13 protein-coding genes and 1 pseudogene are annotated in these 11,328 nt (G+C 64.1%); 5 read left to right on the top strand and 9 right to left on the bottom strand.

Annotation, left to right across the window (positions count from 1 at the left end; genetic code table 11):
- Window positions 1–869: pseudogene (locus FS320_RS11540) on the top strand (ISNCY family transposase); the annotation flags it as partial.
- 145 nt (window positions 870–1,014) lie between these two features.
- Complete coding sequence (locus FS320_RS11535) at window positions 1,015–1,494, top strand: GNAT family N-acetyltransferase (protein ID WP_152711595.1); 480 nt, start codon at window positions 1,015–1,017, stop codon at window positions 1,492–1,494.
- Here the strand turns inward: FS320_RS11535 and FS320_RS11530 are convergent.
- The 6 genes from FS320_RS11530 to FS320_RS11505 form a co-directional block, all read right to left on the bottom strand.
- Window positions 1,464–2,087, bottom strand: a complete 624-nt coding sequence (locus FS320_RS11530) for a nucleotidyltransferase family protein (protein ID WP_152711594.1) — start codon at window positions 2,085–2,087, stop codon at window positions 1,464–1,466. The genes FS320_RS11535 and FS320_RS11530 overlap by 31 nt on opposite strands.
- A 22-nt stretch (window positions 2,088–2,109) precedes the next feature.
- Window positions 2,110–2,973: a tetratricopeptide repeat protein gene (locus FS320_RS11525; RefSeq protein WP_162003549.1), complete on the bottom strand. Its 864-nt coding sequence runs from the start codon at window positions 2,971–2,973 to the stop codon at window positions 2,110–2,112.
- A 232-nt stretch (window positions 2,974–3,205) separates the two neighbouring features.
- Window positions 3,206–3,436, bottom strand: a complete 231-nt coding sequence (gene rpsU / locus FS320_RS49735; RefSeq protein ID WP_009763401.1) for a 30S ribosomal protein S21 — start codon at window positions 3,434–3,436, stop codon at window positions 3,206–3,208.
- 168 nt (window positions 3,437–3,604) lie between these two features.
- Window positions 3,605–4,684, bottom strand: a complete 1,080-nt coding sequence (locus FS320_RS11515) for a 5-(carboxyamino)imidazole ribonucleotide synthase (protein WP_152711591.1) — start codon at window positions 4,682–4,684, stop codon at window positions 3,605–3,607.
- Between the two features lie 8 nt (window positions 4,685–4,692).
- Window positions 4,693–5,184 (bottom strand): 5-(carboxyamino)imidazole ribonucleotide mutase, encoded by a 492-nt coding sequence (gene purE / locus FS320_RS11510; protein ID WP_152711590.1) that lies wholly within the window; start codon window positions 5,182–5,184, stop codon window positions 4,693–4,695.
- A 93-nt stretch (window positions 5,185–5,277) separates the two neighbouring features.
- Window positions 5,278–5,478 carry a YdcH family protein gene (locus FS320_RS11505; RefSeq protein WP_152711589.1) on the bottom strand — a complete coding sequence of 67 codons (201 nt, stop codon included), beginning with the start codon at window positions 5,476–5,478 and terminating at the stop codon, window positions 5,278–5,280.
- A 190-nt stretch (window positions 5,479–5,668) separates the two neighbouring features.
- On the opposite strand from FS320_RS11505, the gene FS320_RS11500 reads away from it, so the two are divergent.
- Window positions 5,669–5,851 carry a YdcH family protein gene (locus FS320_RS11500; protein ID WP_152711588.1) on the top strand — a complete coding sequence of 61 codons (183 nt, stop codon included), beginning with the start codon at window positions 5,669–5,671 and terminating at the stop codon, window positions 5,849–5,851.
- A 77-nt stretch (window positions 5,852–5,928) separates the two neighbouring features.
- On the opposite strand, the gene FS320_RS11495 is transcribed toward FS320_RS11500, so the two are convergent.
- Window positions 5,929–6,687, bottom strand: coding sequence for a TSUP family transporter (locus FS320_RS11495; RefSeq protein ID WP_162002972.1), 759 nt, complete (start codon window positions 6,685–6,687; stop codon window positions 5,929–5,931).
- Window positions 6,688–6,800: 113 nt separating this feature from the next.
- On the opposite strand from FS320_RS11495, the gene FS320_RS11490 reads away from it, so the two are divergent.
- On the top strand, window positions 6,801–8,714 hold the full coding sequence (locus FS320_RS11490) for a propionyl-CoA synthetase (protein WP_152711587.1): 1,914 nt from the start codon (window positions 6,801–6,803) through the stop codon (window positions 8,712–8,714).
- A 276-nt stretch (window positions 8,715–8,990) separates the two neighbouring features.
- On the opposite strand, the gene FS320_RS11485 is transcribed toward FS320_RS11490, so the two are convergent.
- Window positions 8,991–9,707, bottom strand: coding sequence for a DUF1013 domain-containing protein (locus tag FS320_RS11485; protein WP_152711586.1), 717 nt, complete (start codon window positions 9,705–9,707; stop codon window positions 8,991–8,993).
- A gap of 151 nt (window positions 9,708–9,858) precedes the next feature.
- Window positions 9,859–10,857 carry an NAD(P)H-quinone oxidoreductase gene (locus FS320_RS11480; RefSeq protein ID WP_152711585.1) on the bottom strand — a complete coding sequence of 333 codons (999 nt, stop codon included), beginning with the start codon at window positions 10,855–10,857 and terminating at the stop codon, window positions 9,859–9,861.
- Between the two features lie 101 nt (window positions 10,858–10,958).
- Here FS320_RS11480 and FS320_RS11475 point away from each other — a divergent pair, with 101 nt between their 5' ends.
- Complete coding sequence (locus FS320_RS11475) at window positions 10,959–11,165, top strand: DUF1192 domain-containing protein (protein ID WP_152711584.1); 207 nt, start codon at window positions 10,959–10,961, stop codon at window positions 11,163–11,165.
- The last annotated feature ends 163 nt before the right edge of the window (window positions 11,166–11,328 follow it).

The following is an 11,328-nucleotide window of genomic DNA, read 5'->3' as shown; positions in this document are numbered from 1 at the left end:
GCGCATCCGATCTTCGAGGCCGATCGGCATGCCAAGAAGGAACTCAAAAAGCAGGTGCGCGGCATCCGTCGGATCGAACGCACCGTGGAGGAGCGGGATGATGCCGAGGCAGTGCTCGTCCAGGGCTATTGTGCGGCGGTGCGCAGCGCGATCACCGATGATGGCCGGGCGCCGCTGGCCGCCTCAGGCCTCAAACTGAAGCAGCGACTGGAGAAGGTGGCCGGCAGCCTGGACCGGGTGCCGCAAAAGGGGGCTTCGCGCCGGCGCTCACGCGCTTGCACCAGATGATCGCTCGTGCGCTGGAGCGCACGGCCGCCTTGTGGCCGGATGTGGAGTACGCCTACCGGTTTGTTCACGCCGTGGCGCATGGGCTCGGCAACCCGCAAGAGGAGAGTGCCGTCATGGTGCGGCGGCGGGTGAACGGGGTGCTGGGCGCGATGCAGCGGCATCGCCTCAAAGCTGGGTCGCTGGCCGGTGCACTTGATCATTTCCAGAAGGTCACGCGCAGCTATCGCCCCGGCTTGTTCCACACCTACGCGGTGCCAGACCTGCCGCGCACCAACAACGATCTTGAACAGCTCTTCGGCTCGCAGCGCTATCACGAGCGGCGTGCCACCGGCCGCAAGACAGCGGCCCCTGGTGCGGTTCTGCGCGGCTCGGTCCGGCTGCTCGCCGCCACTGCGACCCGCGTGCAGGCGCCCACGGCGCGAGATCTGGGCGCCGCGAACCGGGAGCACTGGAGGAGTTTGCGCCAGCGTCTGGAGAGAGGCCGCCGCGCGCGAACCCTGCGCACCCGCTTCCGGCATGATCCCGCCGCCTATCTGGCAGCTCTCGAGCAGCAGTCCCGCCAGCTAGCTTTGCCGTCCTAGTTTTTTTGGATCAACATCTCCACTGCCATTCGGGGGCGGCTCGTTAGAGCCGGGCCCGGAATGACAGTGGTAGGACGCCCACGATGACGAAGCCGGCAAAATCTGCTTTAACGCGAGCCCCGATGCGCTTTGCCCGGACCCTGTCATGTCGCCGATTACTCTTCGCACCGCCCTTCCTACCAACCGGGATGCCGTCATCGAGCTGATCCACCAGCTCAACGTCTTCGAGGCCGATCTGATCGGCGACCGACGGCGCGATTATGGTGCGGCGACTGAGTATTACGACGAGCTGATGCAGCGCCTGTCCCGGCGCAACGGCCGCATCATTCTTGCGGAGGCAGACGGGATCGCTGTCGGCGCCATGGGCTTTTCGCTCGATCAGGATGCGGCCTATGTGGCCGACGGGTTTCGCAATCATGGCACGGTGACGGATCTGATCGTCCACAACGACTGGCGTGGTCGGGGCATCGGCCAGATGCTCCTGAAGGAGGCCGAGCGTTTGACCAAGGAGGCCGGCCTGAAGCGCCTCTTTATCGGCGTTCTCGTCGCCAATGAACGGGCTGAGCGCACCTACCGCGCCTTCGGCTTTGAGCCTTACGTCTCGATCCTGTCGAAGGAACTGTGAGGGGCCGGATAAGCCTCGCCCCATGTCATGAGCAACGTCAGTTTCGGCCAGCGAGCCGACCAATGCTTGCTCAGAACTCGTTCGCGATAGACTGCCATCTTTCGTTCGAAGGCCGGTGCCGGCCGTACGATCAGGTTCAGAAGATCCTTCACCCCATGGGGAGCCACCACGTCGATCTTCCCGCGGAGTGATCGCGCCGCGATTGCGGTGGCGGTTTCCGCCCAGTGAGCGACGGCCTCGAACGTGTCGCGATACGGCGCATCACCATTGCGACGATGCATGCGCGCCTGGTTCTTGACCGACCAGATCACGCCGGGAGCGGTTTCGCGGAGTCGGTCTTCAAGGTCGCTTTCCCGCTCCCTTCGAGTGTCGCTCGCATCGAAGAGGATCACGTCCACGTCGTTGAGACGGGACACATCGATCTCCCGTTCGTGCAGCACGTCCCAGACGGTATTGCGGATGAAACCGGCCCCAATCCAGCAATCGGGAAGCCCAAGGCTCTCCACATGCAGAAGAAGCGCATGCAGGTCCGCATGCGCTTCCAGAAGTCTTTCGATATCGGCGATGGTCCGCAGGGGAGGGGCGGGGTTCATGTCCCTTCCTCCAACAGCTCTCTTACGAGCGGAACAGGCCTGCGACGCCGCCCTGGAGCCTGGAGCTGCCCTGGCGGGCGACGCTGTTGCCGTTGTCGAGGGCCAGAGCGCGGGAATAGCTTTCGAGGGCTTGGCTCCGGTCGCCCTTGCGCTCGAGGGCCACGCCACGCCACGCCCAGGAATCGGCATCCTTGTTGTTGACGTTCAGCGCCGCGTTGAAATCCTCGATGGCCTTGTCGAACTGGTTTGTCGCCACGAAGCTCTGGCCGCGGGCGGCGTAGGGAGCGCCGACGAAGGGGTTGCGGTCGATGGTGGCGTCGAAGTCGAGGATCGCCTGCGGATGCATCCCTTGGCGCTGATAGAGCAAGCCGCGCGAGTGAAGCGCCTCGGCCGATTCGGGCAGGAGGCGGGTCGCCATGTTCAAGTCGCTGAGGGCTTCCTGGTACTGGTTCTGGGCGCGATAGAGATTGGCGCGGCCGATATAGGCCGGACCGTAATTCGGATCCGCCTGGATCGAGCGGGTGAAGTCGGCGAGCGCCTGGTCGTTGCGGTTCGTCTGCCGCAGCGCCAGTGCGCGGTTGGTATAGGCCGGCGCGTAGTTCGGATCGAGCTGCACCGCCTTGGTGAAGTCCGAGATCGCGCTGCTGTAGTTCCCCACGCGGGCATAGGCCGCTCCGCGGGTGTTATAGGCGCTCGGATCGTTCGGATTGCGCTGGATCACGTCCGACAGGGAAGAGATGTTGACCGTGCTCGTGCCCTGCGTGTCTTCTTCCACAACGGCGATGCGCTGGGCGGGGCCGCCGCCGGTGGTGCTGCAGGCGGCGAGGCCGAGGGCAACGAGGGTTAGGCTCAAGGGGGCCAAATGGCGAATCGATGGGGCGAACACCTTCGTCTCCAGCTTATTTACTCACGGATACCAGGGAGCGGCACTGTGGCGGGAAATCCTTAACAGCCGTGAAACAAGGCATCAAAAAGGCATCGGCGCAATAGAAATTGCAACTTAGTTACCTAATTGATTAGAGAAGTGAGACCCCAGACATGCAAACAGCGCCCCGCTTGCGCGACGGGCGCTGGTTCACAACCGAGAGGCTAGCCTTTTCAGGCCTGCTCAGAAGAGCTTAGCGGGTCGGACGGGGCTTCGAAGGCAGCAGGCCTTCGCGCTGCATGCGCTTGCGGATCAGCTTGCGGGCGCGGCGAACGGCCTCAGCCTTCTCGCGGGCCTTCTTCTCGGACGGCTTCTCGTAGTGGCCGCGAAGCTTCATTTCGCGGAAGATGCCTTCACGCTGCATCTTCTTCTTGAGAGCGCGGAGCGCCTGATCGACGTTGTTATCCCGGACAAGAACCTGCACGCGAATTCCTCGTATTTGAACCGTTTCGATTGTGATAAAAAACAACGAGGCGCGCCATGCGCACCTCTATCTGGGCGGCGTCGATATCAGAAGAAGCCTGGCCTGTCCAGGGTTGCTTCTCAAGAAATGCGTCGGCCCAGGGAGACAACGGCTCCGGTTTTAAAAGGTTCAGCTCGCCTCCGGGAAAACACGCGTGACGTGTCCCATCTTGCGGCCCGCCCGCGCTTCCGTTTTGCCGTAGAGGTGCAGGTGCGCGCCCGGCTCGGCCAGGATCTCCTCCCAGGCATCGGCATCGTGCCCGATCAGGTTCTTCATCTCGACCCGGCCGAGACGAGCGGTGTCGCCCAATGGCCAGCCGCAGACTGCCCTCACATGCTGCTCGAATTGCGAGGTCGTGGCGCCGCCGAGCGTCCAATGGCCGGAATTGTGTACCCGAGGGGCGATCTCGTTGACCACGAGACGCTCGGTGCCGTCCTCGGTGACCAGAAACAGCTCGACCGCGATCACGCCCACATAATCCAAAGCCTCGGCGATGGAGCGGGCGATCCGGAAGGCCTGCTCCTCCGTTTCGGGGGAGACGCCGGCTGGAACCCGGGTGGTATCCAGGATGTGATAGCGGTGCTCGTTGGCGCACAGATCAAAGGCCGCGAAGGCTCCCGCGGCGGTGCGGGCGGCGACCACCGAGACCTCCCGCTCGAAGGGCACGAAGCCCTCCAGGATGGAGGCGGCGCGTCCGATCTCCTCCCAGGCCGCGGCGGGATCGGTCTCGGGCGTGATCTTCACCTGCCCCTTGCCGTCATAGCCGAAGCGGCGGGTCTTGAGCACGGCGGGCCTGCCGATGCGCTCGAGAGCCTCGGCCAGTTCGGCCTCGGTGGAAACGGGCGCGAAGGGCGCGACCGCGATGCCCAGGCCCGCGATGAAGCTCTTTTCGAGGAAGCGGTCCTGCGACACAGCCAGCGCCTGCGCATTGGGAGCCAGCAGCGCATGGGCGCTCAAGGTGGCGGCCGTCTCGCTCGGCACGTTCTCGAACTCGTAGGTCACCACATCCACGGCCTTGGCGAAACGCACCAGGTTCGCTTCGTCCTCGTAAGCCGCGATGGTAAATTCGGTCGCCACTTCGAAGGCCGGGCTGTTCTCGTCGGGCGCGTAGATATGCGTCCTCAGGCCCAGCTGCGCCGCCGCCATGGCGATCATGCGGCCAAGCTGGCCGCCGCCGAGGATACCGAGGGTGCAGCCGGGACGGATCATGAGGTTCTCTAGCTTTCGTTGGAGGGGCGCTCGGCCACGCTTTCGCTCTGGCGCTGGCGCCATGCGTCGAGGCGATCGCTCAAGGCAGGATCGTGCAGGGCCAGCACGGCGGCCGCGAGCAGGGCCGCATTCACCGCGCCTGGACGGCCGATGGCAAGCGTGCCCACCGGAATGCCGGCTGGCATCTGGACGATGGAGAGCAGGCTGTCCTGGCCCGACAGTGCCTTGGATTCCACCGGTACGCCGAAAACGGGCAGGGGAGTCATGGCGGCGGTCATGCCGGGCAGGTGGGCGGCCCCGCCGGCACCGGCGATGATGACCTGAAAGCCTTCCGCCTTGGCGCCCTTGGCGAAGGCCACCAGCCGGTCCGGAGTGCGGTGGGCCGAGACGATGCGGGAGTCATACGCAACGCCCAGCGCGTCGAGCGTCTCGGCGGCATGACGCATGGTGGCCCAGTCGGACTGGCTGCCCATGATGATGGCAATAGGGGGACGCGCCATGGCGTGGCTCCGGCTTGAAGGCCTTAACTGTCCAGCGGGAATAACGAAGCTGTCCTAAGCAGGCAAGGCCGTTCCCGAAAAAGCCAAGCTTTCTCAGGCAATAATGTCGGGAGTCAGCTGATCTTCGAGCCGGATGATCTGGTCCTTGAGAAAAAGCTTGCGCTTCTTCAGGCGCTGGACCTGCAACTGGTCCCCGGCGACCATGCTTTCCAGGGCATCGATGGCCATGTCGAGATCACGGTGTTCCTGCTTGAGACGGGCCAATTCCGTTTCCAGTTCAGCCAATTCGTTCATTGAAAATACCTAAGATGCCAAGCTGCCTTCGGCCGCCGGGCCAAGAGGGGCGGAAGTATGCTCTTAGGCCCTGTGGAGAGCAAGATCGCTCAAGCATCTTCTACTCTCGATTCTTTGAATTTGGCCTTCGACTCGCCACACTCTGTCTGCCACAATCGGCCGGTCAGTAGATCGAATAGGAGGAACTGACATGCCGCTGCAGAATCACCTGACGGAACTGGAACGGAAGCATCGGGCTCTCGAGCGCGAAATCCAGGATACCCTCAATAGACCGTCGGCAGATGACATGAGGCTGGCAGAACTCAAGCGAAGGAAGCTTCAACTCAAGGACGAGATCACACGGCTGAGAAGCTCCGAAACGGCGGTGCACTAGCCGCTCGGCTCGTCAACATTCCCCACCTGAAGAAGCCGTCGCTTCATCCAAGGAGCGGCGGCTTTTTCTTGGACGTTTCAGAAAAGCGCAGTCACGCCGTCATAGATGAGCTTGGCGCCGACGAGGACCAGCAGGATATAGACCGCCGTATAAAATCTCTGGCCCGAGACGCGCCGCACGAGCAGGACGCCGGCCCAGGTGGAGGCGATCGCCACCGGGAACAGGGCTCCCGCCGTGGCCATGTTCTCGGAGGTCATCTGGCCGAGCGCCAGATAGGGCGGAACCTTGATCCAGTTGATGAGTGCGAAGAGCACGGCGCCCGTGCCGACGAAGATATCCCGCGGCAGCCGCTGGGGCATGACATAGATCTGGAAGGGCGGGCCGCCGGCATGGGCGACCATGCTGGTGAAGCCGGTCACCCAGCCCCAGAAGATGCCGCGCGGCACGTCGGCCGGCGCAGGCTTCGGCTGCCGCCCGCCGCGTTCCACCACCATGCGGCGAAGCGCGAAGGCCACGGAAATGATCCCGACCGCCAGCTTGACGGCCGCATCGGAGACCTGAGCCGCGAGGAGATAGCCCGTCACGATACCGGAGACGGCTCCCAGGAGCAGGATGACCACGTTGCGGCGGTCCCAGGCATGCCGGTAGGCCCAGACCGACACCACATCCTGGACGATCAGGATCGGCAGCGTGATGGCGGCCGCCTGCACGGGCGAGACCACCAGCGCCATCATGGGCAGCGAGAGCATGCCGAGCCCCGAGAAGCCGCCCTTGGCAAGCCCCAGAAGGATCACGGCGGGAATGGCGACGGCATAGAAGACAGGATCGGTAATCACGAAAACACTCGCCGAAAGTCGACTCGCCGAAAGTCGCCCCTGACCACGGCTTGGTGGCCTGCTACCACAGCAGGCGCTTGAAGTCTCATGCAGAGAACGCAACGGGGAACACCATGCCATCCGCTCAGAGCCGCTATCATGAGGTCTATGCTGGCTGGCAATCCGATCCTGTGCGCTTTTGGGAAGAGGCGGCGCGGGAGATCGACTGGATCAAGCCTGCCGAGAAGGTGTTCGATCCGCAGGCCGGCATCTACGGTCGCTGGTTCGTCGGCGCGGAATGCAACACCTGCTACAACGTCGTCGACCGGCACGTCGCCACGCGCGGCGATCAGGCGGCGATCATCTACGACAGCCCCGTCACGAACACGAAACGCAGCATCACCTATGCGGAACTGCAGGACGAGGTGGCGACGCTCGCCGCCGTGCTCCAGGACATGGGCGTCGCCAAGGGGGACCGCGTCGTCATCTACATGCCGATGATCCCGGAGACGAGTTTCGCGATGCTGGCCTGCGCCCGGATCGGGGCAATCCATTCCGTGGTCTTCGGCGGCTTCGCGGCGAAGGAACTGGCGACGCGCATCGACGATGCCAAACCGAAGATCATCCTCTCCGCCTCCTGCGGCATCGAAGGCGCCCGCGTCATTCCCTACAAGCCGCTTCTGGACGAGGCGATTGCACTCTCCTCATCCAAGCCGGAAGCCTGCCTCGTCTTCCAGCGGCCGCAACTTGCCTGCGCTCTTAACGAAGGCTGCGACCGGGATTGGACGAGCGCGGTCGAGGCAGCGAGAGCCGAGGGCCGCAAGGCCGAATGCGTGCCGGTTGCGGCGACCGATCCGCTCTACGTGCTCTACACGTCGGGCACCACCGGCATCCCCAAGGGCGTGGTGCGCGACAATGGCGGCCATATGGTCGCGCTCAAATGGTCCATAGGCCATTTCTTCGGCGTGAAGCCGGGCGAGGTGTTCTGGGCCGCGTCCGACGTGGGCTGGGTCGTCGGCCATTCCTACATCGTCTACGGGCTGCTGCTTCACGGCTGCACCGCCATTCTCTACGAGGGCAAGCCGGTGGGAACACCGGACGCTGGCGTCTATTGGCGGGTGATTTCGGACCACGGGGTCGTGACCCTCTTCACCGCGCCGACCGCCTTCCGCGCTATCAAGAAGGAGGATCCGAAGGCGGAACTCCTGAAGAAATACGATCTCTCGTCATTCCGCGCCCTGTTCCTGGCGGGCGAGAGGGCCGACCCCGATACGGTCAAATGGGCCGAGGACATTCTGCAGGTGCCCGTCATCGACCATTGGTGGCAGACGGAGACCGGCTGGCCCGTGGCCGGCAACCCGCTCGGGCTCGGAGCCCTGCCGGTGAAGCACGGGTCGCCCACGGTGCCGATGCCGGGCTATACCCTCGACGTGCTGGACGAGGGTGGCAGATCGGTCGGGCCCAACACCATGGGCGCCATCGTCATCAAGCTGCCTCTGCCGCCCGGCGCCCTGCCGACCCTGTGGCAGGCGGACCAGCGGTTCAGGCAATCCTATCTCTCGGTCTATCCCGGCTATTACAACACCTCGGATGCGGGCTATCTCGACGAGGACGGCTATATCTGGGTCATGGGCCGCACCGACGACATCATCAACGTTGCGGGCCATCGCCTCTCGACGGGCGGCATGGAGGAGGTGCTGGCCTCCCATCCCGCGGTGGCGGAATGCGCCGTGATCGGTGTGAAGGATGCGCTCAAAGGCGAGGTGCCGTGCGGCTTCGTGGTGCTCAAATCCGGCATCGACCGGTTGCCGGAGGAGATCGAGGCGGAACTCGTGGGCCTGGTGCGCGAGAAGATCGGGCCCGTCGCCGCCTTCAAGCTGGCGATCACCGTCGCTCGCCTGCCCAAGACCCGCTCGGGCAAGATTCTGCGCGGGACCATGAAGAAGATCGCCGATGGCGACGCATGGTCGACGCCCGCAACCATCGACGATCCCATGATCCTGACCGAGATCGGGGACGCGCTGAAGGCGAGGGGGCTTGCCGGTTGAAAAGGTTCACGGATGACAAAGCCGACCGGGGATGAGCAGGCGCTCTTCGAAGCTTTGCTAACGCAAGCCCTCGGAGATGATGAAAAGGCATTGGTCCATCAGGCTGCCAAGGATCTGCACAACGCGGCTCGGCTTGACGCCGTCGGAGCGAAGATACGCTTTGAGCGGAGCCGTGACAGACCATCAAAGCCGCGCCGGCGGCAGCCCAGGCGCCAAGGGCAGGCGGACGGGACCAAATAAAAAGGCCCGGATCGCTCCGGGCCTTTCGCGTAAACCTTATTCCTCGTCTTCGTCGTCGCGCTTGAGCTGCTTGAGCTTGGCGAAGACCGAGTTGACGTCGATGTGCTCTTCCGGGGCCGGCTTCGGACGGCTCATGTCCGCGAAGGGATCGACCCGCTCGGGAGCCGTGGAGATTTCCGCCGGCATCAGGGTGCCGCCCTGCTCCTGGGGCTCGACCTGCGGACGGTCCTTGGCGGCACGCTGCACCTCGAAATCGAGATCGATCTGCGAGCACAGGCCCAGCGTCACAGGGTCCATCGGCGAAAGGCTCGCCGAGTTCCAGTGGGTGCGCTCGCGGACCTGCTGGATCGTGGTCTTGGTGGTGCCCACCAGACGCATGATCTGCGCGTCCTTCAACTCGGGATGGTTGCGCACGAGCCAGAGGATCGCGTTCGGGCGGTCGTGACGGCGGGACACGGGGGTGTAGCGCGGTCCCTTCTTGACCCGCTTCTGCTCCGGCAGCTTCACCCGCGACTCGGCGAGCCGGAGGCGATGGTTCGGATCCTTCTGGGCCTTCTCGATCTCGTCACGGGTCAGCTGGCCCGTGGTGATGGGATCCGAGCCCTTGATGCCGGCCGCGACTTCGCCATCGGCAATGCCCTTCACCTCGAGCGGGTGCAGCTTGCAGAAATCGGCGATCTGGTCGAACGACAGCGATGTATTTTCGACGAGCCAAACGGCTGTCGCCTTCGGCATCAACGGTCCCTGGGACATGGATGTGAACCTCCTTCAGGCCGGGCGCCGGATGTCGGCGCCGCACGGCAAAACTCTCTCGCGCTCCGAACCGGTCCGGACCGGAGCATCTCGTCTCACGATGTGAGGGAAACGAGATGATTATAGGGATCGTGCCGGGATGTTGCAAATTTTAAAGCCGCAACACGATCTTGCCGATATGCTCGCCTCCGTCCATGCGGGCATGGGCCCTGGCCACATCCTCAATGGCAAAGGTTGAGTCCATCACCGGCCTGCACCGGCCCTGCGCCAAAAGCGGCCAGACCTTGTCCTCGAGCGCCTGTGCAATGCCGGCCTTTTCTGCCGGCGAGCGAGGGCGCAGGGTCGAACCCGTATGGGTGAGCCGCTTGACCATCAGGCGGCGGAAGTCGACCTCGGCTTTAGGGCTCTGGAGGAAGGCAATCTGCACGATCCGGCCATCCTGCGCCGCAGCCTCGTAATTGCGGGGGATGTAGTCGCCGCCGACCATGTCGAGGATCACGTCCGCGCCCCGGCCGCCTGTCGCCTCCTTGGTGGCCGTCACGAAGTCCCGATCCCGGTAATTGACCGCGACATCGGCGCCGAGCCGCAGGCAGGCGTCGCATTTTTCCTGCGATCCCGCGGTCGCGATGACCGTGGCGCCGAAGGCCTTCGCGAGCTGAATCGCTGTGGTGCCGATGCCTGAGGTCCCGCCATGCACGAGGAGCGTCTCGCCCGGTTGCAGGCGTCCCCGATCGAACACGTTGGTCCAGACGGTGAAATAGGTTTCCGGGACGGCGCCTGCTTCCTCGAAGGACAGGCTGGCGGGAATGGGAAGGGCGTTGCTCTCATGGACGACGGCGTAATCCGCATAGCCTCCGCCGGGCACCAGGGCCATGACCGGGGTGCCGACGGCAAAGCGAGCGGCGTTGGGGCCGGTGGCCGCCACCTCGCCTGCGATCTCGAGCCCGAGGATATCCGGCGCTCCGGGAGGAGGGGGATAGCCGCCCTGCCGCTGGATCACGTCCGGGCGGTTCACGCCTGCCGCCTTCACCTTGACCAGGATCTCGCTCTCCCTGGGCTTGGGAACCGGGCGCTGGACCACCTTGAGAACCTCCGGCCCGCCGCTCCCTTCGGCGATGACGGCGCGCATCATGTCCGGGGTCTGCCGCATTTTTCCCTCCTTTGGTCAACAAGCTCACGGGATATAGGCCCCGTTGGCAAGGAATACATGCCGGACTACGTTGATGACCAACCGTTGAAGAGGAGAATGCCATGGCCCTCGATCCCTTCGCCGATGAACCGCGCCAGATCATGAGCGGGCACGAGATCGGCCAGGATCTCTCGATGCTCTCCATCGACGAGCTCGACGAGCGCGTCGAGATGCTCGAGCAGGAGATCGCGCGCATCAAGGAGGCGAGGGCCCGAAAGGAAAATTCCCGCGCCGCCGCGAGCGCCTTCTTCAAGCTCGGCCAGGGTTGAGGCGGCTGTAACGAAGAAACGTCCTTAACGGTGCATTAACCATTCCCGGATAGGAGTGAAGGCATCCGGGTCTCTCCCTGGATGCCGAGTGGCTTCATAGCCCACTCTGTTCGACGCTTCCCTGTTAGACTTGAAGAGCCGCCTTGAGCGGCTCTATTTTTAT

It is taken from the genome of Microvirga tunisiensis (assembly GCF_009296175.1).
GTDB lineage: Bacteria > Pseudomonadota > Alphaproteobacteria > Rhizobiales > Beijerinckiaceae > Microvirga > Microvirga tunisiensis.
Note: the sequence above shows the minus strand (reverse complement) of the source record. Positions and strands in the feature narration are given on the sequence as shown.